The organism is Neglectibacter sp. X4 (assembly GCF_009917365.1).
In the GTDB taxonomy this organism is placed as follows: Bacteria; Bacillota; Clostridia; order Oscillospirales; family Acutalibacteraceae; genus Acutalibacter.
Window position 1 is genome coordinate 22,572 of the sequence record NZ_QWLE01000024.1, and the last position, 22,643, is coordinate 45,214.

General features: G+C 53.1%; 25 protein-coding genes and 2 pseudogenes. 26 read left to right on the forward strand and 1 reads right to left on the reverse strand.

Features of this window, described 5'->3' with window-relative positions; genetic code table 11:
- Window positions 1–53 precede the first annotated feature (53 nt).
- The 10 genes and pseudogenes from D1841_RS09720 (at window position 54) to D1841_RS09765 (ending at window position 11,938) form a co-directional block, all read left to right on the forward strand.
- Window positions 54–5,252 (forward strand): VaFE repeat-containing surface-anchored protein, encoded by a 5,199-nt coding sequence (locus D1841_RS09720; RefSeq protein WP_160642941.1) that lies wholly within the window; start codon window positions 54–56, stop codon window positions 5,250–5,252.
- The gene (locus D1841_RS09725) at window positions 5,249–5,590 is read left to right on the forward strand and encodes a DUF4406 domain-containing protein (protein WP_160642942.1); all 342 of its coding nucleotides are present in this window, start codon (window positions 5,249–5,251) and stop codon (window positions 5,588–5,590) included. Before D1841_RS09720 ends, D1841_RS09725 begins: the two co-directional genes overlap by 4 nt.
- The gene (locus D1841_RS09730) at window positions 5,587–5,919 is read left to right on the forward strand and encodes a DUF3852 domain-containing protein (protein WP_160642943.1); all 333 of its coding nucleotides are present in this window, start codon (window positions 5,587–5,589) and stop codon (window positions 5,917–5,919) included. The genes D1841_RS09725 and D1841_RS09730 overlap by 4 nt, the downstream gene beginning before the upstream one ends.
- Window positions 5,920–6,039: 120 nt before the next feature.
- Window positions 6,040–6,918: a conjugal transfer protein TrbL family protein gene (locus D1841_RS09735; RefSeq protein ID WP_201751277.1), complete on the forward strand. Its 879-nt coding sequence runs from the start codon at window positions 6,040–6,042 to the stop codon at window positions 6,916–6,918.
- 12 nt (window positions 6,919–6,930) lie between these two features.
- Entirely contained in the window at window positions 6,931–7,191 is a 261-nt protein-coding gene (locus D1841_RS09740; RefSeq protein WP_160642944.1) for a hypothetical protein, read from the forward strand.
- Window positions 7,192–7,196: 5 nt separating this feature from the next.
- Window positions 7,197–7,784, forward strand: a complete 588-nt coding sequence (locus tag D1841_RS09745) for a hypothetical protein (protein ID WP_201751278.1) — start codon at window positions 7,197–7,199, stop codon at window positions 7,782–7,784.
- Window positions 7,765–8,568, forward strand: a complete 804-nt coding sequence (locus D1841_RS09750; protein WP_160642945.1) for a class B sortase — start codon at window positions 7,765–7,767, stop codon at window positions 8,566–8,568. The genes D1841_RS09745 and D1841_RS09750 overlap by 20 nt, the downstream gene beginning before the upstream one ends.
- A 16-nt stretch (window positions 8,569–8,584) precedes the next feature.
- Window positions 8,585–10,417 (forward strand): VirB4 family type IV secretion system protein, encoded by a 1,833-nt coding sequence (locus D1841_RS09755; RefSeq protein ID WP_160642946.1) that lies wholly within the window; start codon window positions 8,585–8,587, stop codon window positions 10,415–10,417.
- 479 nt (window positions 10,418–10,896) lie between these two features.
- Window positions 10,897–11,376: pseudogene (locus D1841_RS19135) on the forward strand (CHAP domain-containing protein); the annotation flags it as partial.
- Window positions 11,339–11,938, forward strand: coding sequence for a DUF6329 domain-containing protein (locus D1841_RS09765; RefSeq protein WP_160642948.1), 600 nt, complete (start codon window positions 11,339–11,341; stop codon window positions 11,936–11,938). The pseudogene D1841_RS19135 and the gene D1841_RS09765, both read left to right, overlap by 38 nt.
- On the opposite strand, the gene D1841_RS09770 is transcribed toward D1841_RS09765, so the two are convergent.
- The gene (locus D1841_RS09770; RefSeq protein ID WP_160642949.1) at window positions 11,931–12,116 is read right to left on the reverse strand and encodes a hypothetical protein; all 186 of its coding nucleotides are present in this window, start codon (window positions 12,114–12,116) and stop codon (window positions 11,931–11,933) included. The genes D1841_RS09765 and D1841_RS09770 overlap by 8 nt on opposite strands.
- A gap of 37 nt (window positions 12,117–12,153) precedes the next feature.
- Here D1841_RS09770 and D1841_RS09775 point away from each other — a divergent pair, with 37 nt between their 5' ends.
- From D1841_RS09775 to D1841_RS09845, 16 genes and pseudogenes are all read left to right on the forward strand, one after another.
- Window positions 12,154–12,819, forward strand: a complete 666-nt coding sequence (locus D1841_RS09775) for a phosphoadenosine phosphosulfate reductase family protein (protein WP_160642950.1) — start codon at window positions 12,154–12,156, stop codon at window positions 12,817–12,819.
- Window positions 12,816–13,088, forward strand: coding sequence for a DUF6103 family protein (locus D1841_RS09780; protein WP_160642951.1), 273 nt, complete (start codon window positions 12,816–12,818; stop codon window positions 13,086–13,088). The genes D1841_RS09775 and D1841_RS09780 overlap by 4 nt, the downstream gene beginning before the upstream one ends.
- Entirely contained in the window at window positions 13,085–14,104 is a 1,020-nt protein-coding gene (locus D1841_RS09785) for an amidoligase family protein (protein ID WP_256376678.1), read from the forward strand. The genes D1841_RS09780 and D1841_RS09785 overlap by 4 nt, the downstream gene beginning before the upstream one ends.
- Window positions 14,105–14,117: 13 nt before the next feature.
- Window positions 14,118–14,720, forward strand: coding sequence for a gamma-glutamylcyclotransferase family protein (locus D1841_RS09790; protein WP_160642952.1), 603 nt, complete (start codon window positions 14,118–14,120; stop codon window positions 14,718–14,720).
- 12 nt (window positions 14,721–14,732) lie between these two features.
- Window positions 14,733–15,143: a hypothetical protein gene (locus tag D1841_RS09795; RefSeq protein WP_160642953.1), complete on the forward strand. Its 411-nt coding sequence runs from the start codon at window positions 14,733–14,735 to the stop codon at window positions 15,141–15,143.
- A complete protein-coding gene (locus D1841_RS09800) occupies window positions 15,140–15,535 on the forward strand; it encodes a hypothetical protein (RefSeq protein ID WP_160642954.1) in 396 nt (131 codons plus the stop codon). Before D1841_RS09795 ends, D1841_RS09800 begins: the two co-directional genes overlap by 4 nt.
- Window positions 15,536–15,913: 378 nt before the next feature.
- A complete protein-coding gene (locus D1841_RS09805) occupies window positions 15,914–16,318 on the forward strand; it encodes a hypothetical protein (RefSeq protein ID WP_160642955.1) in 405 nt (134 codons plus the stop codon).
- Window positions 16,306–17,646, forward strand: coding sequence for a MobP3 family relaxase (gene mobP3 / locus D1841_RS09810; RefSeq protein ID WP_160642956.1), 1,341 nt, complete (start codon window positions 16,306–16,308; stop codon window positions 17,644–17,646). Before D1841_RS09805 ends, mobP3 begins: the two co-directional genes overlap by 13 nt.
- A 60-nt stretch (window positions 17,647–17,706) precedes the next feature.
- Complete coding sequence (locus D1841_RS09815; protein WP_160642957.1) at window positions 17,707–18,705, forward strand: DUF3991 and TOPRIM domain-containing protein; 999 nt, start codon at window positions 17,707–17,709, stop codon at window positions 18,703–18,705.
- Window positions 18,684–19,076 (forward strand): hypothetical protein, encoded by a 393-nt coding sequence (locus D1841_RS19140; RefSeq protein ID WP_237076283.1) that lies wholly within the window; start codon window positions 18,684–18,686, stop codon window positions 19,074–19,076. Before D1841_RS09815 ends, D1841_RS19140 begins: the two co-directional genes overlap by 22 nt.
- A pseudogene (locus tag D1841_RS09820) lies at window positions 19,018–19,623 on the forward strand (type IV secretory system conjugative DNA transfer family protein); the annotation flags it as partial. The gene D1841_RS19140 and the pseudogene D1841_RS09820, both read left to right, overlap by 59 nt.
- Before the next feature lie 13 nt (window positions 19,624–19,636).
- Window positions 19,637–19,870, forward strand: a complete 234-nt coding sequence (locus tag D1841_RS09825) for a helix-turn-helix domain-containing protein (RefSeq protein WP_347563975.1) — start codon at window positions 19,637–19,639, stop codon at window positions 19,868–19,870.
- A 319-nt stretch (window positions 19,871–20,189) separates the two neighbouring features.
- A complete protein-coding gene (locus D1841_RS09830) occupies window positions 20,190–20,900 on the forward strand; it encodes a LytTR family DNA-binding domain-containing protein (RefSeq protein WP_160642960.1) in 711 nt (236 codons plus the stop codon).
- Window position 20,901: 1 nt separating this feature from the next.
- Window positions 20,902–22,176, forward strand: a complete 1,275-nt coding sequence (locus D1841_RS09835) for a sensor histidine kinase (protein WP_160579359.1) — start codon at window positions 20,902–20,904, stop codon at window positions 22,174–22,176.
- 17 nt (window positions 22,177–22,193) lie between these two features.
- Window positions 22,194–22,400 (forward strand): hypothetical protein, encoded by a 207-nt coding sequence (locus D1841_RS09840; protein WP_160642961.1) that lies wholly within the window; start codon window positions 22,194–22,196, stop codon window positions 22,398–22,400.
- A gap of 55 nt (window positions 22,401–22,455) precedes the next feature.
- Window positions 22,456–22,643: hypothetical protein (locus D1841_RS09845; protein ID WP_371721720.1), on the forward strand; the 188-nt coding region annotated here is incomplete at its 3' end.

The following is a 22,643-nucleotide window of genomic DNA, read 5'->3' on the forward strand; positions in this document are numbered from 1 at the left end:
TACGAAAGTAGTGTCCTTTTTTTGTTGCCCATTCGGGCAGAAAAGGAGAGTAAATGACATCTATAGTTAAAAGAAAGAGCATGGCGCTGGTCATGGCCCTGCTGCTTTGCTTTTCCATGTTCGTGAGTTTCGGCACTACAGCCCAGGCCGCCGGAGAACGCTCGGAAATCTATATGGTTTCTTTCCCTCGCGACGCAGAAGCCAACCGGGATCACTGGGAACGTGACAATCTCCAGTTCATGAACGGCTGGTATATGGACGCCTATGATATGTTCGCCACCTTTGCGGTCGGCTCCTATGAGGGCAAGGTGGCGTACTGTATTGAGCCGGGTACGCCCATCGACAACGCTCATACCTTCACGGCAAAGGACGAAACTTTTTGGGATAACTATCCCTCGTCCCTCAACAAGACTATTGATGCCGACACTATAAAATCGCTCATTGGCAGGATTTTGCAGTACGGCTATAATGGGAATATCGACCCCACCTGGGTGTCGCAGAACAGCACCGCTGCCGACAAACTTGCTCACGTTTACGCAACCCAGCTGTTGATTTGGGAAACCATTGTGGGCGAACGTGACGAGAATTTCGGTCATGTCAGCACCGGCGGTAAGAATGCCGTCCTTGAATTTATCAAGCAGAGCCATCCGCTGCGCAGCCGGATTCTGGACCATTACAACAGCATGGTGACCAGTGTCCAGAATCACAGCAAGGTGCCGTCCTTCATGGCAAAGAGCAAGGGCAAAGCGCCCACCATCGAACTGGAATGGGACGGCAACCAGTATACCGCTTCGCTGACCGATACCAATAAAGTGCTGGGTAACTACACCTTTTCCTCCGATTATACTGGCATGAAGTTCACCACCAGCGGCAACACCTTAACCATAACCAGCCCCACCGTGCCTACCGGCGATGTGACTGTCAGCGCCAGCAAAAAGGACTCCAAGCGCATGGGCTTGGTTGTGTGGGATGACGGCACCTTCGGCCCTGGCGTTGGGCAGCAGAACACGGTGACCTACACGCAGTCTGTCACAGACCCCATCGCTGCTTACCTGAAACTCAATGTTTCTTACGGTTCCGCAAAAATCATCAAGACCTCTGAGGACGGCAAGGTGGACGGAATTACCTTCCGCATCACCGGAAACGGCATCGACCAGACCGTCACCACCAACAGCCGGGGCGAGGTGCAGATCGACAATTTGCAGCCGGGCGAGTATACTGTGAGTGAGCAAATGGCCGGGGACTATGTCCCCCAGGAGCCGCAGAAGGTAACCGTGCAGGCCGGGCAGACAGCAGCCGTTTCTTTCAACAACACTCTCCAGAAGGGCAGCTTGACCGTTACCAAAAACAGCGAGGATGGCCTGAATTCTGGTGTTCGTTTTCATCTCTATGGGACTTCTTCTACCGGAGAAACTGTTGATCTCTACGCCACCACCAACGGCTCTGGCGTAGCGCAGTTCACCGATGTACCCACCGGCAGCGGGTATACCTTGGAGGAAGTGGATACGGCTGTCCGTTACGTTGTGCCTGCCACGCAGACCACCAATATTGAGTGGGAGAAGGTCGCCAACGTATCTTTCCGCAACGTGCTGAAAAAGTTCAATATCACTCTGAATAAGGTGGACGGCGAAACGACTGCGCCCCAGGGTGACGCCACTCTGGCAGGGGCCATCTACGGCGTGTACAAGGACGGCAAGCTGGTGGACACCTACACCACAGATTCCGAAGGCCATTTCACCACCAGCTACTATGTGTGTGATTCTGGCTGGACGGTGCAGGAGATCAGCCCCAGCGAGGGCTACCTGCTGGATGAAACCGCCTACCCTGTAGGTGCAGACCCCAAACAGTATGAGGTGGAGTTCAACTCCGTCCCTGCTGTCACCAGCCCCGAAACCGTGCAGAAGGGAAAAATCACCCTCATCAAGCACTGCGACGATGGCTCCACCCAGATTGAGACTCCCGAGGTGGGTGCTGAGTTTGCTGTATTTTTGAAATCTGCTGGTGATTACAGCAGCGCCAAGGAATCCGAACGTGACTACCTGACCTGCGACGAAAACGGTTACGCCGAAACCAAGCTGCTGCCCTACGGCGTGTACACCGTCCGCCAGACCAAAGGCTGGGATGGGCGCGAGCTCATGAAGGATTTCGACGTGTTCATCAATAAGGACGGCGGCGTGTACCGCTATCTTATTAACAACGCGCCATTCACCAGCTACGTCAAGGTAATCAAGACCGACGCCGAAACCGGCAAGGCTATCCCCTACGCCGGAGCAGGTTTTCAGATTTACGACCCCAACGGGCAGCTCGTCACCATGCAGTTCACCTACCCGGCAGTAACCACCATCGACACCTTCTACACCACCACTGACGGTACCCTCATTACGCCGGAAGTTCTGCCTTACGGCACAGGCTATTCTCTGGTGGAGGTGCAGGCTCCTTACGGCTATGTGCTGAACTCGGAGCCTGTCTATTTCGATATCACACCCGACAATTCCACTGAGGAAAGCGCTGTTACTGTGGTAGAAGTGGAGCGATCCAATATGCCGCAAAAGGGCACAATCTCCCTCAACAAACTGGGAGAAGTGTTCTCCTCCGTGACAGCTTTGGGTGGCGCGGCCACCGACGAGGCTGGCAACGAAGCCACCTTCCCCGTCAGCTACCAGCCGGTCTATGAGGAAAGGGCTCTGGCAGGTGCGGTCTACGAGGTGACCGCTGCTGAGGACATCATCACCCCGGACGGTACTTTGCGCTATGCGGCGGGCGAGGTGGTGTCCACCCTTACGACCGCCCAGGACGGCCCCGTTGCCACCGAACCCCTCTACCTGGGGAAGTACCAGGTGCGGGAAATCGAGGCCCCGTTTGGCACCGTGTTGGACACAGAAACGCATCTGGTGGAGTTAACCTATGTAGGACAGGAAATCGATATCACCGAAACCAGCACCACTCTTCATGATGACCGGCAGAAGATCAAAATCAGCCTGGAAAAGGTGCTGGAACAGGACAAGCAGTTTCAGATCGGCATGAACGGCGAGATCATTACGGTACAGTTTGGTCTGTACGCCAGCGAGGATATCGCCGCCGCAGACGGCTCCGTCATCCCCGCCGATGGCTTGATTGAAACCATAAACTGCTCCGAGGACGGTACTGTTACCTTTGCCACTGACCTGCCCCTGGGCAGCTACTATGTGAAAGAAATCAGCACCGACAAGCATTACACTCTGCCAGACACTGTGTACCCGGTTGTGTTCGATTACGCCGGGCAGGATATTTCTGTTGTAGAAATCGCCCTGAACGATGGTGAACCTATCACCAACGAACTCATCTACGGCAGCATCAAAGGCCTGAAAATTAACCGGGAAAATCAGGAAACCATCGCCGGTGCGCTGTTTGGATTGTTCCGTCCTGATGCATTACAGTTCACTTCGGACACCGCCATACTGACATCCACGTCAGACGAGGATGGTGTGTTCTCCTTTGAGAATGCCCCTCTGGGCAACTGGATCGTGCGGGAGCTGCAGCCTGCCGACGGGTATCTCCCCAACACGGATGTCCACCATGTGCAGGTGGAGCGGGACGAGCAGGTTATTGAAATCACGGTTGTTAATGACCGCATCCCGGAACTCAGCACAACTGCATCCATTGATGGCGAAAAGGAAGTCAACGCTACCGAAATCTTCACGCTGGAAGATGTAGTGGAGTACACCCATCTGGTGCCGGGCAAGGAGTATGTTGTCAAGGGTGTGCTTATGGACAAATCTACAGGCAACCCTCTGAAAATTGCTGGCGAGAAGGTAAAAGCTGAAACTGTTTTTACACCCGAAACGCCTAATGGTTCTGTAATTGTCTCTTTTGAGTTCGACGCCAAGTATATCAAAGCCGACACAGATATCGCGGTGTTCGAGAATCTGTATCAGGATGGCCGGAAATTGGCTGTCCATGCCGACCTGGACGATGAGAACCAGACGGTCACCGTCCATGTGCCTGAGATCGGCACCCAGGCCACCATCGGAGAGGAAAAAGAAGTTACCGTCGATGGCCCCATCACCATTGACGATGTGGTCGCTTATAAGAATCTGACTCCCGGCAAGGAGTATTCTGTGTACGGCATCCTTATGGACAAGACCACTGGCGAGGCCCTCAAGGTGGACGGCGAGGAAATCCATGCCGAGAGCACTTTCACTCCCGAAACCGCAGACGGCGAAACTGTAGTACAGTTCACCTTCGATACCACCGGGCTGGTGGATTCCACCGAGATTGTGGCCTTTGAGAGCCTGTCCCGTGAGGGGATCGAGCTGGCGGCTCACGCCAACATTGAGGACCCTGCTCAGACCGTCAAAGTGACTGTCACCGGGCCGCGGATCGGCACGAAAGCCACTGTGAACGGCAAGAAAGAGGTATCCGACGAGGGTCTCATCACCATTGAGGACGTGGTGTCTTACAAGGGCCTGACTGCTGGGAAAGAGTACAAGCTGACCGGTACGCTCATGAACAAGACCACCGGCGAACCCTTTAAGCTCAACGGTGAGGAAATCCGCGCCGAGGTTGTGTTTACGCCCGAAAAAGCTGAAGGAGAGGTCACAGTCTCCTTCCCCTTTGACACCTCTTGGGTGAACTCCACTACAGATATCGTGGTGTTCGAGAAACTGTCTCTGAACGGCAAAGAAGTCGTTGTTCATGAGGATATTGGCGACAAGGAGCAGACCGTTACCATCACTGTCACCAGGCCGGAGATCGGCACAAAGGCCACCATCGGCGGCAAAAAAGAAGCCGCTCCCGCAAAAGAAATCACCATTGAGGACGTGGTGTCCTACAAGAACCTGACCCCTGGCTTGGAGTACAAGCTGGCAGGCGTTCTCATGGACAAAGCCACAGGCGAACCCCTGAAGATTGACGGTCAGGAGATTCGGGACGAGGTTGTTTTCGCTCCCGAAAAGGCAGACGGTGAAACTGTAGTGCAGTTCACCTTTGACGGCAGCGGCATCACCCAGGCCACGGAAATCGTTGTGTTTGAAACTCTGTATCAAGGCGAGGTAAAAATCGCCGCCCATGAGAATATCAACGATGAGGGGCAGACAGTGAAGATCGTGCCGCCCACGCCGGACAAGCCCACCACTCCCAATCCCGGCAACCCTCAGACCGGCGACCGCTCCATGATGGGCTTCTGGCTGGGCCTGGGCGCAATCGCCTTGGGCGGCCTGGTGTCCGGTATCATTATGTACAGCAGAAAGAAAAAGGAGCAGGATTTTGAATGATGAAGAAGGTGTATATCTGTGCTCCCCTGGGCGGGGACGTGGCAGGCAATCTGGAAAAGGCAAAGCGGTATAGCGAATACGCACTGAGGTGCGGGGCGGCTCCGGTCACCCCGCATTTTTATGCGATGTGTTTGAATGACAGCATCCCCAAGGAGCGTGAAATGGGCATTGCGGCCGGGCTTAGCCTGTTGTGGTTTTGCGATGAGGTCTGGGTGTTCGGGGATGAAACCACGGAGGGCATGGCGCAAGAAATCAAGCTGGCGCACAATCTCAATATCAAGGTTAGAATTATCAAGGAACATGAAATCAAAAAAGTGATAGGAGATGTTTTGGCATGAGAAAAAGATGGGAAAAGTTTTTGCTCTGCACTGTGTTTGCGGCCCTGCTGGTGCCGGTTCTGGCGGTTCCCGCTATGGCGACCGGCGACGTGGCAGGGGCAATTCAGAGCACATGGACAACGGCACAAACCCAGATCCGGGCGGTGGTGGACAACGTGGTGTTCCCCGTCATAGACATGATCCTGGCAATCCTGTTCTTTGTTAAACTTGGAACTGCATATTTTGAATACAAAAAACATGGGCAGTTTGAGTTTACTGCTCCTGCCATCTTGTTCGCCTGCTTGATTTTCATGATGACGGCGCCGCTCTATATCTGGACTATTCTGTAATTTTTTGACCGGGAGATGGGCGGCGTGCGCCGTCCATCATCCCTACATTTTTAGGAGGTGGTCAACATTTTTGATTGGTTAGGCGACATCCTCGGAGGTATTGGAAGTGCCGTAGGCGGGGTGTTCGATACGATTGGAGAGCAGGTGTCTGCTGCCATATGGGACGCCATGATCCGATGGTTTTACAACACGATTTTTGACGCAGCCAGCGATTTCTTCACCATGATGGGAAACATGGGCGCGGATATTTTCGACCTGAACTGGGTCAGCGCGACCATATCCCTGTTTACCATGTTCGGCTGGTCGCTGTTTATCGCCGGAACCGTAGTAGCTGTGTTCGATATAGCCATAGAATACCAGACCGGCAGGGCCAGTGTCAAGACTACTGCAATAAATGTGCTGAAGGGCTTTTTCGCCTGTTCATTGATTGGGATTGTTCCTGTAGAACTTTATAAGTTCTGCATCAATTTGCAGAACACCTTTGCCGGTGATTTGACACGGATATTTTCCGGGCAGCAGGCGCAAGGGCTGTCGGAGCAGAGCATTGCTATCCTAACGGCGAACTTTGTACTGCCGCAGAATACCGTAATAGGGCTGTTTGAATTGCTGGCCCTCATAGCTTTTGCGTACTGCGTGATGAAAATTTTCTTTGCTAATATCAAGCGCGGAGGAATTTTATTGATTCAGATGGCGGTAGGAGCGCTCTATATGTTCTCGGTTCCCAGGGGATACACCGACGGCTTCAACCAATGGATAAAGCAGATCATTGCCCTGTGCCTGACGGCATTTTTACAGACAACCTTGCTGTTCCTGGGATTGCTGACTTTCTCGGATAATATGCTGCTGGCCCTGGGGATCATGCTGGCAGCGGGCGAAGTGCCGAGGATCGCCCAGCAGTTTGGGCTGGATTCCAGCGTAAAAGTCAATATGATGAGTGTTGTCCATGCCACCAGCACGGCGGTCAACATGACCCGGTCTGTGGCAAAGGCACTCGCATAAAGGAGGCATCAAATGACGACCTATTTATATCCGCAAAACCTGAAAGCGACGGCGAATCTCTGGCTCTGGGGCCTGCGTGACTTCGCCATCTTGTGCGTGGCGGCGCTGCTGTCCGTGCTGGCGCTGGTGCAGCTCCACTTCATGGTACCGGCGGCAGTGACGCTGTGTTTTGCTTTTCTCACCATCCGCATGGATGACACCACGGTGCTGGACTTCCTGCGGTATGCCGCCAGCTACTTTATATCCAGCCAGCAAACCTACGATTGGAGGTAATGAAAATGGGCATAAAGAAGAAAGGCCGCTCCACCCAGGAGCTCATGGGGATTCAGAATTTCACCAGATACGGGCTTGCCACCAGCCGTGGCGAGCTCTTATTTTTTCTGGTGTCCCCCACCAATATCTCGGTGCTGTCCCACACGAACATCGAGATAAAGATACGCCACCTCATGATGGTGCTGTCCGCCATCCCAGATATCGAGATCACCTGCACCGACTCCTGCGAGTGCTTCGATGACAACCAGGCATATCTGCAAGGGCGGCTCCACGAGGAACGTAACCCCCAGGTGCGGCATCTCTTGGAACAGGACATGGATATGCTGGACCGGGCGCAGGCGGAGATGGCGACGGCCCGGCAGTTCCTGTTCATAAGCCGGTGTAAAGGGATGAAGTCTGAACAGGTATTCCAGGCCGTGAACCGCATTGAAAAGGTGATCTCCGAGCAGGGCTTTGAGGTGCGGCGCATGAGGAAAAGCGATATCAAGCGATTCCTTGCTATCTATTTCGATTCCAGCATGAACGGCGACCAACTGCCGGACACCGACGGCGGCCAGTTTTTCGAGGTATACTATGACGAGCCGGAGGATTAAGTTCGGCGTTTTTGCTATTCTGTTGTTGGGTGTTCTGATGGTCTGCGGCACTATGGTGGGCCGGGAATTGCTCTTACGGCAGAAAGAAAAAGAGGACTTCGAGCAGCTCGTTAAGCTTGTGACTGTGGAGAATCTCGATGTGAATTCCACGCCATCGGGATCTCCTGCTATCACTGAGCAGCCAGGGGCCACCGCAACTCCTACCCCGGATAATGAGGAAGAATCCCAAGAGCAGCGTCGTGACCTCTCTGAATTGTTTGCAATGAACGGTGATTTTGTGGGCTGGCTGTGCATCCCCGGCACTGACATTAACTACCCGGTTATGCACACGACAGACGATCCCGAGCGGTACCTGCGCCGGAATTTCCACGGCGAGTACAGCGAATCGGGTGTGCCTTTTCTGGATTTTCGGTGTAGCCTGGACAGCGACAACCTCATCATCTACGGCCACAACATGATGAACGGCACCATGTTTGCGGGACTGCGGGGTTATGTACAGAAGGATTTCTGCGACCAGCACCCCATCATTGAATTTCAAACAGCGGACGGCTGTGCTGAGTATCAGGTGTTCGCTGTCATTCAAGTGAAAAGCAACGATGAGTGGTATAAGTTTGTAGGTGCCGATAACGCAGAAGATTTCAACAACGCTGTTGAGAAAATTGCTGGCAAAGCGCTGTTCACCACCAATCCTATCCCTAAATATGGACGGCAGCTTTTGACCCTGTCCACCTGTTATGATTCCGCCCACAACGGCAGGCTGCTGGTCATAGCAGCAAAAATATAGAAATGGAAGTGTTTATATGTTCAAGAAAAAACGCAAAAAGATGAATCCGGCCCAGCTTGAGGCTGTCCGCACCAAGGACTTCTTCGACTGTATCCTGCCTGGTGCTGTTCGGTTTATGAGCGACTATTATATCGTGGGCGACAGTTACCGCAGTGTGTGGGTAGTGCGGGAGTACCCGCCCAGCACCGAGGAGCAAGCAATTTTGTCCCAGCTCGCCGACCGCAGCGGCGTGACCCTGCGCATCTATCACCGGCTGGTGGAGCCTATGGAGCAGCGCAAAATCATGCAGAATGCCACTAGAAAAAATAAGCTCCTGTCCGGCGGCAACGATGTCAATGAAACCATCGAGGCTCAGGGGAACCTCCAGGATGTGGTAGAACTCCTCGCCAACCTGCGGAAGAATAAGGAACCCCTGCTCCATTGTTCCGTCTTTATCGAGCTAAAGTCACGTTCGCTGGACAAGCTGAAGGAACTCCAGAGCGAGATATCCATGGAACTGACCCGCTCCAAAATCTCCGTCGACAGGTTGACCCTGCGCCAGAAAGAGGGCTTCCTTTCTGTTCTGCCGGTGGGCGCCAACCAGTTTGGAGCGCAATATGAGCGGGTGCTGCCTGCCAGTTCTGTGGCAAATCTGTACCCCTTCAACTTCTCCGGCAAGACAGACCCCCATGGCCTTTATATCGGGCGGGACAAGTACGGCTCCAATGTGCTGGTCGATTTCGACCGCAGGGCAGAAGATAAGACAACCAGCAACATCCTCATCCTGGGCAACTCCGGGCAGGGAAAGTCTTACCTGTTGAAACTCATTTTAACAAATATCCGGGAAAGTGGCAAGACCTGCATCTGCCTGGACCCGGAGTCCGAGTATGAGGAACTGACCTGCGCCTTGGGTGGATGTTATATCGATTTCATGTCCGGGGAGTACACCATCAACCCGCTGGAACCAAAAGCATGGACAGACGGCTCCGGGGATGTGGACGCCGCTACACCGGATGCTTTCAAGCGAGTCACCCGTTTGAGTCAGCATATCGCCTTCCTCAAAGACTTCTTCCGGGTCTATAAGGATTTCAGCGACCCTCTAATTGACACGATAGAAATCCTGCTCATGAAACTTTACGCCCGCTTCGGCATCACGGACAGCACCGACTACTCCACAAAGCGGCCCACGGATTTCCCCACCATGTCCGACTTCTATAAGCTGTGCCAGGAGGAATTCAACACCTACGACAGAGAAAGGAAGTATCTCTACACCGAGGAAATGCTCCAGGAGGTGTGCCTGGGCATCAACTCCATGTGCGTGGGCGCGGAGAGCAAATATTTCAACGGTCACACCAATATCGTAGATGACAAGTTCCTGTGTTTCGGAGTCAAGGGCCTTATGGATACCAACAAACGCCTGAAAGACGCCATGCTGTTCAACATTCTTTCGTATATGTCCAACGAACTGCTTGGCAAGGGCAACACCGCCGCCAGCATCGATGAGCTGTATCTGTTTCTCACCAATATGACGGCAATCGAATATATCCGCAATGCCATGAAGCGTGTTCGCAAAAAAGACTCCTCGATCATCCTGGCCAGCCAGAATATCGAGGATTTTTTGATTCCCAGCATCCGGGAGTTCACGAAACCGCTGTTTTCCATTCCAACCCATCAGTTTCTGTTCAATGCCGGGCAGATCAACCCCAAGGATTTCATGGACGCCTTGCAGGTGGAGCCCAGCGAATTTGAGCTGATAAAGTACCCGGAGCGCGGTACCTGCCTGTACCGCTGCGGCAATGAAAGGTACCTGCTCCAGGTAATTGCGCCGGATTACAAGTCAACCCTCTTTGGAAAGGCCGGTGGCCGATGAGCGCAGCTCTCGGTGCAGCCCTCAAGAAAATAGCTGTTGCTCTGCTGTCAGACCCAAAAACGCTGAAGAAAGTGGTCGGCATCGTGCTGACATTATTGGTGGCGGTCATCATGCCCATTGCAGCGGTAATCGCCATTTTCAGCTCTGATTTTGAGATCGATGTGGACGAGTTCCAGCGCCTGACTGTGCAGAATCTCACTGCCGAACAGCGCGCCGACCTGCAATTCATGGAGGATACCGGCAATGCCATCCAGACGGAATTGACCGGCAGAGGACAGGAAAAGCGGCTCAAAGAGGCGCTGGTGCTGTTCGTTTTTGCTCTGGGTGACTTCGCCCATGAGCCTGACTTTGCAGCAAAACTGGCGGGCTGTTTTGTTGAGGGACAGACCCATGCAGGACTCATCGCCGCTGTGAATGCTGCCTTTGGTACGGACATCGACCCGGATGATTTTAAAAAAATCATGTCTTTTGTGAACCGGCAGATCGTGGACGTGGCCCGCTCCCAGCTTGGAAACGTAGGCGGTGAACCGTACTGGAGTTGGTATGGGTTCCCCTCGCGGGTAGAATGGTGCGCCTGTTTCGTTTCCTGGTGTGCAGACCAGTGCGGGTATATCGACAGCGGCATTATGCCTAAGTTTTCAGGCTGCAGCCAGGGGGTGAACTGGTTTCAGGCCAGAAACCTTTGGATGGATGGCTCCGCCACACCCACCTCTGGCATGATAATATTCTTCGATTGGCTGGAAAACGGAACCCAGGACGGCAGCCCAGACCATGTGGGTATCGTGGAGAAGGTGGAAAATGGTAGGGTGTACACCATAGAGGGAAACTCCGGCGACGCCTGCCAGCAGAACAGTTACCCCATAGGATACTTTGAGATCCTGGGGTACGGCGTGCCAAAATATGAAATCGGAGGTACAGAAGATGATAGTGAAAGTAATTCCCCAGCGCAAGGAGCCTGAGATAACGGCCCAGCCCTGGGTGGTCGAGCATACGGTGGAGCTGTCTCCCGGCGAGTTCCGCTATTTAAAGGAACACCTGCTGTGGGATCACCCCTGCATTGCGGAACACGCCAGCGAACTGCACATGGATAAGCATGGCATCACCAACGGAATGCTGGTACTGTGCGAGGGCATCGATGATGGCATCCTCATGAATTCTGAAGGGGCTTCCTACGCCCGGTATGCAGCTTACCTGTCCGGCGCAAGGACGCTGTCCCTCATGGACCGCTACCCTATCCTGCGGGATTTCTGTGTGCAGATGGACGCTCTGGTGGATAAATATGTCCACCAGGCAATCTCCGGCCAGGAGGATGGGCAGTTCACCATCTCCTATCCAAACGTGGATGCTGATATTGAAAATGAGATTTTCAACGATAACCTTACAGCTTTTGACTGGCGGCTGTTCCTGGATATGCTCTCGGCGCGCCCGGAAATCGATGATATGGATACAACAAATAATGAAATATGCCTGACGGTTGCCCCGGAGTTTGTGCAGGAACAGGCTCCGGGGATGTCTATGTGAAACCGCCATGCTGGTAGAAGAAACGCTCTTCGGCAGGCATGACAAGGTGCAGGTCTCCATCGACCGGCTCCGCACCTTTGAGCCGCCGGAAGAATATTATCTGGCGTTCAGCGGCGGCAAGGACAGCCAGGCCGTCTACCATCTGTGCTGGGAAGCCGGTGTGAAATTCGATGCCCATTACAGTCTGACCACCGTTGACCCGCCGGAGGTTATCTATGTTTATGCGGGAGCATTATCCCGACGTTGTTGTGGAGCGTCCCGGTATCACCATGTGGGATTTGATCGTCAAGAAAGGTATGCCTCCGACACGCATAGTCCGCTACTGCTGCGACCAGCTCAAGGAGCGCGGCGGCCAGGGGCGGTTTGTAATAACCGGCGTTCGCTGGGCGGAAAGTGCCAGGTGCAAAAATGGCTGGGGCGTGCTGGAGCTGAACAGCCACAGCAGCGTGCGTATCAAGCTAATGAACGACAACGATGAGGCCCGCCGCCTGCTGGAATCCTGCGTGATGAAAAGCATGCACACCCTCAATCCCATCATCGACTGGCTGGAAGAAGATGTGTGGGAGTATCTGGAGTCCCGTGGCATCTCCCACTGCTGCCTCTATGATGAAGGGTACTCCCGGATCGGGTGCATTGGCTGTCCCCTTGCCGGGGCCAAGCAGATGCGCCGGGAGTTTGCCCGATATCCCAAATATGAGCGGGCGTATCTGCGGGCCTTTGACCGTATGCTCCAGGCTCGGATCGATAACGGCAAGCCCTATTTGAAATGGCACTGCGGGCAGGATGTCATGGACTGGTGGCTCAGAGAGAGCAGCCATTCAGTACCTGAAAACCAAATAACTTTTGAAGATATCTCAGCAGAAGGAGTTGATACACTATGAAAAAAGATTCTATCACCCTCCCTTATGACGAAGAAAAGCTGGCGGCCCTGCGGCTGTACTTGGAGCAAAAGGGACAGTCGGTTGAGCAGGAAATGGTCTCTGCCGTGGATGCGCTCTACGCCAAGTCCGTCCCCGGCAATGTTCGTGAGTTCCTGGACCTGCGCTCCGGCATGGAGGTGAAACCTGCTGAGCGGCGCAAACGGCCCAGGCCGCAGGCAGAACAAGAACCTGTTTCGGCGCCTCTCTCAGAAAGCAGTGATAGCTTTTGAGAACCCAAAAATTTGGCATAGAGATTGAGATGACCGGCATTACCAGGGCCGCAGCCGCCCAGGTGATTGCCGGTCATTTTGGTACCAGCGCCACCCACGTGGGCGGGATGTACGACGCTTTCGCTGTCCGTGACGGTGACAGCCGCCAGTGGAAAGTTGTATCGGATTCGTCAATCCGCAGGGAGTCCCGGCGCGGCGAATCCCGCAATGCGGCCTATGCGGTGGAGTTTGTGTCTCCCATCTGCAAGTACGAGGACATCGGGACGATTCAGGAAATCATACGCAAATTGCGCTCTGCCGGGGCAAAGGTCAACAGTTCCTGCGGCATCCACATCCACATTGACGCAACACCCCACGACGTGAAAACCCTCCGCAACATTGTGAATATCATGGCGGCGAAGGAGGACTTGCTCTACAAGACCCTCAAGGTGGATGTGCATCGGGAACATTACTGTGCCAAAGCTGACACACGGTTCCTGGATGAACTGAACAGCAAGCGCCCATCGTCCATGTCCGACTTCGAGCATATCTGGTACAATGGGCGGTCCGGCAGGAATTATCACTATGATGAGAGCCGGTACCATGGCTTGAATCTGCACTCGGTATTCTCTAAGGGTACGATAGAATTTCGGCTATTCAACTCCACGCTTCATGCTGGAGAGATAAAATCGTATATCCAGCTCTGCATGGCGATAAGCCACCAGGCGCTGGTGCAGAAGTCTGCCTCCAGAATCAAGACCCAGAGCAGTAATGAGAAATATACCTTCCGGGTTTGGCTCCTGCGGCTGGGGCTGATTGGCGATGAGTTCAAGACCGCCCGCCATCACCTGCTGAAGAATCTGGAAGGTAATATTGCTTGGAAACACCCTGCCCAGGCCGAGGCTCAAAAGCAGCGTTTGGCCGAGAAACGGCTGGCGGCATCAGTTGCCCAGGCCATGGAGCAAGCACCCGCTCCGCCGGAATCGATAACAGAAAATGAGCAAGACGAGTCCCACGAGATGGGCATGAGAATGTGAAAGGACGTTTGATATGGCTAAGAAATTATACGTTGCCTACGGCAGTAACCTCAATAAGGGGCAGATGAAATACCGCTGTCCTACTGCAAAATTTTACGGTACCGGCGAATTGCAGGGCTATGAGTTGCAGTTTAAGGGCCGGGAACACTCAGCCTTCGCCACTATCGGTCGCAAGGACGGGGTCGCTGTTCCCGTGGGCCTCTGGGAAATCCAGTCCAGGGATGAGAAGGCTTTGGATATGTACGAAGGTTTTCCCAGCCACTATTTCAAGCGGGATGTGCAGGTGCAGATGGATGGCCGGGAGGTCAGCGCCATGGTGTATATCATGAATCCGCGCATGAATTTCAACCTGCCGTCCCCCAGCTACTACGCTACGGTGCATCAGGGCTACCGGGACTGCGGACTGGATACCGCTGCGCTGGAACGTGCTTTGCAGAGCAGCACCCAGCATTATTACGATGTTGCTTCGATGTACCAGCAGCAGTCTCTGTTCGATTATGACGATGACGAGCCGGAGGAAGATGAGGATTTGGAGGATGAGGAAGAAGATGAATGGGAGGATGTGGATGACGATGAGGACGAAAGTGAGGGGTACGATTTTCACTTTCATATGTGAGGGGGAAACAGCGTGAATCGAGTTAAAAAGTTGAAATGCACCCTCGGCAGCGAATATGCATATCAGCGGTTCATGAGTGACCGGGAGGTGTCACGCCTGCGGCGGCAGACTCCACAGCACATGGAGGATACCGTTGCCGCCAGTTTGACTGTGGGATGCATAAAGATAAACGCGGTGCTGTTCCAGGCAGATTGCTCCCTGCGGTTGGGCTATGACGTGTATGTCAAGGATTCCCCTGGCTCCTCTGAGTGGATCTGTTTCGACAGTCCCAGCACCCCCGCCAGCCTGAAAGAGTCAGATATGCTGGCAGTTCTGGACAGGATCGTTTCGGAGAATGGCCTGTCCTACACCGAGTGCTGCTTTGAGAAATTGGATGGGCGGCAGGTAAAGCCATACGAAAAACTTTTGGAGGACAGAAAATGACGGCTGAAAAGTTTGCGGAATTCGTAAATGCTATCCGGCCCAACAGCGATCCGGCTGTGGCAGTCTGGCTGGAATGGGCCGATGAGCTGGAAGAATATGACAGCAGCCATGGCGAAAAACCAGCCGGTTCCTATAAGACTTCCGAGATATTTCTGAATGAGTTCGCGCAAAAGTTCTCGGTCATCCGGGAACTTCATGGTGACGCCGTGGCTGAAAAAATGATTTTCCTGGCGGAGATTGGCGCCTGCCCCTTCCCCTGGGAGATGAAACTTGCGGCAGAACATCTGGCGGCAGGCGGGAGCATCCACGATATCGCGGCGATGGAAGAATCCGGGGTACTGGAGGATTTTTCGGATATTTTGCAGGAGGACGGCCCCTCCATGAGGATGTGACCGGCTGTCGGCCCATGTGCGGCCCTGTGTCGGGGTTCGCGGGGCTGGGTGGGGAAAGCACTCGGCCCTGCACCGGCGCAGGCCGTGTCGGGCCAGTGTGGGGCTGGTTTGGAAAGGTGCTGGTTTTGAGGGAATTTGGGCGGTTTGAGCAAGGTCGAAAAGCAAGCGGGAGAAAGTGAGGTGGGTTGCGACGCAACCCTCTCACGGTTCACCGCGTCCGGTAATGCCGGTCGCGTCGGGCGTTTTCGGGCTTTTGGTCATGCGAATTTCAGGGTAGGTTGCTGTTGGAGATACCAGCAGAATGGGTGGGTTGTGGTGCGAAAAAAAGCCAGAAATGCGCCATTTTGAGTAGGGTTGCGGCAGAAAGGGAGTGAAAATATGCCTGCACCAAAAGGAAAGAAGAAGTTTTTGCTATGGGCGTACCCGAGTACGCTGGAGCTGGTCAAAAACAACTACAGAAAAGACAAGAGCAAGAGCCAGTCGGAGTTTATCGACCGGGCGATTTGCTATTATGTCGGGCACATCACGGCAGACGAAGATACTTCGTATTTGCCTAACGCGCTCCTCTCCAACATGAAAAGTATTGTGGCCGAGAGCGATAACCGGCAGAGTAAGATGCTGTTCAAGTTGGCGGTGGAGCTGGCCATGCTCATGAATGTGGTCGCCGCCAGCAGTGAGATCGACGAGATATCATTGGCACGGCTGCGTGGGGAGTGTGTGCAAGAGGTAAAAAGGCTCAATGGTAATTTTAGATTTGAGGATGCGGTCGAGTGGCAAAGCTAGTCACGAAGTTTAAATTTTTGAAACCGGGCGCCCGGCAGGGGCGCGGCGGGTACGCAAAGTATATTGCCACCCGTGATGGTGTGGAGAAAATCGATGACAGCAAACGGTTTGCGCCTGTCACTTGGAATCAGAAACAGCTAATTGCAAAAATTCTTCGTGACTTTCCTGATACCAAAGATATGCTGGAATATGAGGATTACCAGCAGAAACAAACCGTGGAATCAGCATCGGAGTTCATCTCTCGCGCGATTGAGAACAATGCCGCTGTTGCGCTGAATGCGAAAACCTACGCTGATTATATTGCTACCCGACCCAGCACTGAGCGGTTCGGTCCCCATGGACTTTTCACTGATGACGGTGTGCAGGTAAATCTTAAAAAAGTATCGCAAGAATTGAATGACTACGGCGGCAATGCATGGACGGTCATTATTTCTTTGCGGCGCGAAGATGCGGAACGTTTAGGTTTCGATAACGGTTCCCGCTGGCGGGATATGCTGCGCACTCAGACCCAGGCGCTCTCGGAAAATCTGCGTATTCCTATGGGACACCTAAAATGGTTCGCGGCGTTCCACAATGAGGGACACCATCCCCATGTGCATCTCATCGCTTACTCTACGGAAGAAAAAGAGGGATATCTTACAAAACAGGGTGTGCAGAAGTTGCGTTCTGCTTTTGCCAAAGATATTTTTGCGCAAGATTTGCTATGCGTCTACGAAAAGCAGACCGAGCATAGGAACCGATTACGTTCTGAGAGCAGGGATGTACTGGCTGAAATCGTTTCGCAAATAAATGCTGGTGGGTATTCAAATCCCCATCTCGAAGAACTGCTGTTGCAGCTTGCCCGGCGGTTTTCCCGCACCAAGGGCAAGAAGGTGTATGGGTATCTGAAAGCAGATGTGAAAGCGATTGTAGATTCTATCGTGGATGAATTGGCAAAGGACAACCGCGTCTCTACGCTTTATGATTTATGGTATCAGCAAAGGGAAAATGTGCTACGCACCTACAACAGCAACCTACCGGAGCGGGTACCGCTGTCGCAGAATAAGGAGTTCAAGTCGATAAAGAACGCAGTTATCCAGGCGGCCATGAATCTGGTGTTGGATAATCACCAAGGGCAATCCGCCACAGAGGATGATATAGAACCCCAACACAGGCGGTCTCCCACCGTGAGCAGTGCTGACATCGGGATGAGTGCGCTGCGCCTGCTCCAGCAGACCAGTCAAATATTGCAAAATGAAGTTCAACCCATCTATCAAGATAGACGTGTCGACCGCAAACTGCGCCGGAAGATCAACGAGAAAAAGCAGGCGCAAGGCTTGCGGCAATAATAATTACTGTAAGAGGATGCCGCGCCGCAAGGTGCGGCGTTTCTCTTGGAAAGGAGTTTCATGTCAGGATATATTCCCTTCACAGACGAGCAGAAAGAAAAGGCACGGCGCACGGATTTAGCTGGCCTGCTCCGCAGCCAGGGTGAAACCTTACGCAAGTCAGGCTCGGAGTTCGAGTGGCTGGACGGCTCCCAGAAAGTTACCATCCGGGGTAACCTTTGGTTCCACCAGTATGAGCAGGTGGGCGGCGACTCCATTGACTTTGTAAGAAAATTCTACCACAAATCTTACCCGGAAGCAATGAAATATTTATTGGGGCAGAGTGGTGGTATGTTATCTGTCATGCCGCCTGCAAGAAAGGTTATGCCCAAGTTCGAATTGCCGCCTGCTAATGATAATATGCGGAGGGTGTTTGCTTACCTGCTGAACCGGCGCGGTATCGACAAAGATGTGCTTTACGCTTTTGTCCACAAGAAGATGATTTACGAATCCGCACAGTACCACAACGTAGTGTTCCTTGGATTTGATAAGGACGGTATCCCCCGCCACGCCAACAAACGTGGTACGAGTTCATCCTCCACCTACAAGGGTAATGCCGTGGGAAGTGTACCGGAATACAGTTTTCACTGGAACGGCAAAAGTGACCGCCTCTATCTATTCGAGGCTCCCATTGATATGCTGTCCTTTATCTCCCTCTACCACAAATCTTTGGCCTTTTCCGCTGAAAGTGGAAAAGGCGGGTACACCGCCGGTAATCTACCGGACTGTACAAAGTTTGGGCGGTGTACTTGGCGGGATCACAGCTATGCGGCGGCCTGCTCTGTTTCAGACAAGGTGCTGTTTCAATGTCTACACGATAATCCAAACATCAGGAATGTGTCCATTTGCTTCGACAGTGACGAACCAGGCCAGCTTGCCGCCCAGCGGATTACTGCAAAACTCATAATGCAGGGTGTAGAATCAGAAATCCTCGTGCCGGTCAACAAAGACTGGAACGAGGATTTGTTATCCGGCGGAGAATTGGAGGTGGAGGAATCATGCCAAATATTGCGCCGTTGATTTTTGTGGCCGTACTCATGTTTTGTGTTCTCAGCGGGGTGACATTACTGGCGCACATCTACAGCCTGAACAATATTAAGGCAAAAACTGTTGGCGATGGTCAGCACGGCACCGCACGATGGGCTACGAAAGCGGAGATAAAAAAAGTATACCGGCACGTTCCCTTTACACCGGAGCGTTGGCGGGAGCAGGCGGCTCATGGGAAGAAACCCTCTCTTGAAAATGGTGGAGCACTCCCCCAGGGCATCGTCATGGGCTGCACCGGCAGAAAGGAAACCATCGCAATGGTGGACACTGGCGATGTTCATGCTCTCATTTGCGCAGCTGGAAAAGAACTACGGCAAAGAGGGCGCAGAGATTATAGTCGATAATTTGCAGGATATAATCTTCGGCGGGTTTGCGCCCAACAGTAATTCCGCCGAAGTGCTGTCCAAGGCCCTGGGCAGTCGCACGGTCATGTCCGGCTCCGTTTCCCGCAGCAAGAACGATCCCAGCCAGTCCTTGCAGATGATTGAACGGCCCCTTATGACGGCAGACGAACTAAAGTCTATGCCCAAGGGTCAGTTCATCGTGATGAAAACGGGCTTTTACCCAATGAAAGTCAGGCTCAAGCTGTATTTTGATTGGGGTATCCAATTCGACGAACAATATGCCGTACCAGAGAACGGCAACCGCAAGGTGTCCTATGCGGAAAAGAATGAACTGCTCCAGGCCATTGTGCTGAAGTACCATCCTGACTGGTTGAAGGAGGATGATACGCCGGATGGTGGACAGAAGCAAGATACACCTGACAAAAAGCAGCACAAGAGGTCATCCACAAACAAAAGACCCAGCAATTCCAAGAACAGGCCGCTGAAAGAGGTTGCTCCCCGTAACCGAGAATCCGAATCAGAGGTAGCACCGGATGGGCCGGTTTGATTTTCTGTATAAGATGGACCTACACCACAGAGCAGTGGCTGTCTATATTTATCTAGCTGACCGGTCGAATAAGAATAGTGAGTGCTGGCCCGCCATTCCCACTATTGCCAGGGAGCTGAAACTGTCGCAGTCTACGGTGCGCAGGGCTTTACAGGATTTAAGAAAAGCAGAGTTATTGGAAACGGAGCAGCGTTACCGGGTTAAAGGTGGCAAAAGCAGCTTGCTTTTTCGCCTAAATAAGATGTGACAGAAAGCACCTGCCGCCAGGGAACCTTTGCGCTCTCCCGGTGGCAGGTGCCTCCTGTCATGGTGGCGGGTCTAGGGAATTACCCAAAGGAAGATACTGTCGGCAGAAAAATAGAAATAGCGCATCTATACTAAACTTAACCAGCTACCTCAACCCAAACAAATAGTCTGAGCGCAAAATTTTTTCGTTGACAACATCCCCTGCTAGGAATATGCTATATCTGCCGCCAAAAACATTTCGTGACGGATTTTCAACATTTCATTACAAATGGGTTGCCCCTTTGCCGTCTCTTTGTTAATCTAAAAACAGGGTGATATGCATGATAAAGTTTGCTATCTGCGATGACGAGCCACAGATGGCCCGAGAAATTGCGGATCAGCTTGCAGGCTATATGAAGGAAACGGACTGTGACTATTCGGTTGACTGTTTCTCCAGCGGGCATGCGCTGCTGAAGTCCTCAGATGAATTTGACGTTATTTTTCTGGACATCCAGATGGAGCGCCCGGACGGGATGGAAACAGCCGCGCTCCTGCGGCGGCGTGAGAGCCGCAGTCTGCTGATTTTTGTGACGGTGCTGAAAGATCGCGTGTTTGATGTGTTCCCGCTGGAAGCTTTCGATTACCTGCTCAAGCCCCTGGATAGGGATCGGTTCAGGCGGACAATGGACCGGGCCTTGCGCTGGCTGGAGCGGGACGCGGCAAAAAATCTGGTGATACAGCGAGGCTCCGGCTGCCAGGTCGTTCCTCTCTCTGACATCCTGTACTGCGAGGTGCTGGGCAGGAAAATTTTCATCCACAAAAAGGATGGTACTGTTTTGGACTACTATGACAGGCTGGAGGATTTAGAACAGCGCGTGGATAGCCGCTTTTTCAAGTGCCACCGCAGCTACCTTGTGAATCTGGACTATGTGGGAGGGTGCCGAGATGGGCAGGTCCTGCTGTCCCAGGGAGAGCGCATCCCGGTTTCGCGGCTGCGGGAGCGGGAATTGACGCAAGCCCTTTTGCGCCATATGAAAGAGAGGTGTATCTGATATGGATTATTTCAGCCTGATTATGGACGGGATCAGCATCCTTGGGCAGGGTATAATGCACATCTTTTTTGTCAGCCGCCTTACTGGGAAGGGGCGCAGGCTTTGGCATTTTGCGGTCTATTGCCTTGCCCTCTGCGTCATTCAGTGTCTGTCGCTGGGCTTTAAAGACGATGGGATTATCTCCATTGCCGCAGGAATCCTGGGGCTGTACACCCTCAGCCGCTTTGCGCTGGGGAACCAGCGGCCCATTTCCTGGGTGGCGGCGGTGCTGGCCTTTTATGTTTCGCAGCTCTCTTTTGGAATTATCAACTCTGTGGAGGTGGCCTTCTTTCCCGGCTTTATCGGGACCCCTCAGTTATATCTGCTGCTTTTGGTTGCACAGGCCCTCTATTTTGTGGCATGCATTGGCTGTTACCGCGCTGTGCGGAAGCTCCTGGCCTGGACGCAGGACAGCCAAACGCCTTATATCGGGCTTCTCCTGCTTCCTGGGTTGTTTTTCTTTGGGGCGGAGCTGTACATCCTCCAGACCGCCTACAGCTTTTTTGTCCCCTCCGTTTCCCTGGAGGATGTTGGTAAGCACGGCACGCTGTTCTTCCTGCAAATCACGGGGCTGGCGGCGCTGCTGTGCACCCTGTACGCCTACCGGCAGCTCTGCCGGGGCTTTCAGGCTCAGGTTGAACTGCAATCGCTGACCCAGGCAGCCCAGGCTCAGAAAGTTTACATTGCTGAGGCCCGGGCCCGCTATGAGCAAACGAAATCCTTTCGTCACGACATCAAGAACCATCTGTCTGTGCTGGACGGCCTGCTCAAGAATGAGAAGCTGGACGAGGGCCGGGAGTATCTGAAAAAGCTGGAAACCGTCTCGGAGGCTCTGTCCTTCCCCTACCAGACCGGCAACCAGGTGGTGGATATTCTGCTGGGGGAGAAGCTGGGGCTGGCCAAAGAGATTACGGCAGAGGTGTCCCTGGTTTTGCCAAACCCCTGCGGGATCGATGATTTTGATCTGTGCGTGCTCTTTGCCAACGTCCTGGACAATGCCATCACTGCCTGCCGCGCTCAGGACGGAGCAAAATCCATACGCATCAGCGGCAAGCGTCAGGGAGATTTCTATATGCTGACCTTTGAGAACACCTGCTCGCAGGAGCCACTTCCCCCGGCAGGTACCGGGTTATCCAACATCCGGGTGGTGGCGGAGAAGTACCATGGGGCGGTGCTGACGGAGAAAACAGGAGGCTGGTTTTCGCTGAATGTGCTGCTGAATGTCGCGGCTGTGTAGAGAAATGGAGGAACTTCATGAGTAAATACGACGCTCTGTGGGCCTATGTGCAAAAGGATGGAAGCCCGACCCTCAAATTGACCTTTGCGCAAATCCAGGATATCGCGGGCATTCCCATTGACCACTCGTTCCTGAGATACAAAAAGGAATTAGCGGACTATGGGTATCAGGTGGGGAAAATCTCCATGCGGGAGCAGACGGTTGTTTTTCAAAGGAGCGTTTAGCGGCCAGGGTTGCGCTATAATCAAAGCGGTAAATGGGAATTTACAGGAGGAAAACGTGAAAGTTAAAAGGTGCGTAAAGGGGCGGCGCTTGTGCTTTGCAATATTCGCAATTTGCCTCTCGGCTAGGTTTATAGAGTATTTTTTAATTGAAACAGACAAAACGGCGATTGGAGAAAATGTGCTTCACAAAGCCGTCGGAATTATTCTATTGGCAGTGGTATTAAAACGTACAAACCTGACATG

What these genes read in the sequence shown, in the direction of transcription:
- D1841_RS09765 (WP_160642948.1), top strand. Translation starts at nt 11,339, where the DNA reads ATGATAGTGAAAGTAATTCCCCAGCGCAAGGAGCCTGAGATAACGGCC.
- D1841_RS09790 (WP_160642952.1), top strand. Translation starts at nt 14,118, where the DNA reads ATGGCTAAGAAATTATACGTTGCCTACGGCAGTAACCTCAATAAGGGG.
- D1841_RS09750 (WP_160642945.1), top strand. Translation starts at nt 7,765, where the DNA reads ATGACGAGCCGGAGGATTAAGTTCGGCGTTTTTGCTATTCTGTTGTTG.
- D1841_RS09780 (WP_160642951.1), top strand. Translation starts at nt 12,816, where the DNA reads ATGAAAAAAGATTCTATCACCCTCCCTTATGACGAAGAAAAGCTGGCG.
- D1841_RS09815 (WP_160642957.1), top strand. Translation starts at nt 17,707, where the DNA reads ATGTCAGGATATATTCCCTTCACAGACGAGCAGAAAGAAAAGGCACGG.
- D1841_RS09755 (WP_160642946.1), top strand. Translation starts at nt 8,585, where the DNA reads ATGTTCAAGAAAAAACGCAAAAAGATGAATCCGGCCCAGCTTGAGGCT.
- D1841_RS09805 (WP_160642955.1), top strand. Translation starts at nt 15,914, where the DNA reads ATGCCTGCACCAAAAGGAAAGAAGAAGTTTTTGCTATGGGCGTACCCG.
- D1841_RS09800 (WP_160642954.1), top strand. Translation starts at nt 15,140, where the DNA reads ATGACGGCTGAAAAGTTTGCGGAATTCGTAAATGCTATCCGGCCCAAC.
- D1841_RS09730 (WP_160642943.1), top strand. Translation starts at nt 5,587, where the DNA reads ATGAGAAAAAGATGGGAAAAGTTTTTGCTCTGCACTGTGTTTGCGGCC.
- D1841_RS09840 (WP_160642961.1), top strand. Translation starts at nt 22,194, where the DNA reads ATGAGTAAATACGACGCTCTGTGGGCCTATGTGCAAAAGGATGGAAGC.
- D1841_RS09725 (WP_160642942.1), top strand. Translation starts at nt 5,249, where the DNA reads ATGATGAAGAAGGTGTATATCTGTGCTCCCCTGGGCGGGGACGTGGCA.
- D1841_RS09770 (WP_160642949.1), bottom strand. Translation starts at nt 12,116, where the DNA reads ATGGGCATCGAATTTCACACCGGCTTCCCAGCACAGATGGTAGACGGC.
- D1841_RS09825 (WP_347563975.1), top strand. Translation starts at nt 19,637, where the DNA reads ATGGACCTACACCACAGAGCAGTGGCTGTCTATATTTATCTAGCTGAC.
- D1841_RS09830 (WP_160642960.1), top strand. Translation starts at nt 20,190, where the DNA reads ATGATAAAGTTTGCTATCTGCGATGACGAGCCACAGATGGCCCGAGAA.
- D1841_RS09740 (WP_160642944.1), top strand. Translation starts at nt 6,931, where the DNA reads ATGACGACCTATTTATATCCGCAAAACCTGAAAGCGACGGCGAATCTC.
- D1841_RS09745 (WP_201751278.1), top strand. Translation starts at nt 7,197, where the DNA reads ATGGGCATAAAGAAGAAAGGCCGCTCCACCCAGGAGCTCATGGGGATT.
- D1841_RS09775 (WP_160642950.1), top strand. Translation starts at nt 12,154, where the DNA reads ATGTTTATGCGGGAGCATTATCCCGACGTTGTTGTGGAGCGTCCCGGT.
- D1841_RS19140 (WP_237076283.1), top strand. Translation starts at nt 18,684, where the DNA reads ATGCCAAATATTGCGCCGTTGATTTTTGTGGCCGTACTCATGTTTTGT.
- D1841_RS09720 (WP_160642941.1), top strand. Translation starts at nt 54, where the DNA reads ATGACATCTATAGTTAAAAGAAAGAGCATGGCGCTGGTCATGGCCCTG.
- D1841_RS09835 (WP_160579359.1), top strand. Translation starts at nt 20,902, where the DNA reads ATGGATTATTTCAGCCTGATTATGGACGGGATCAGCATCCTTGGGCAG.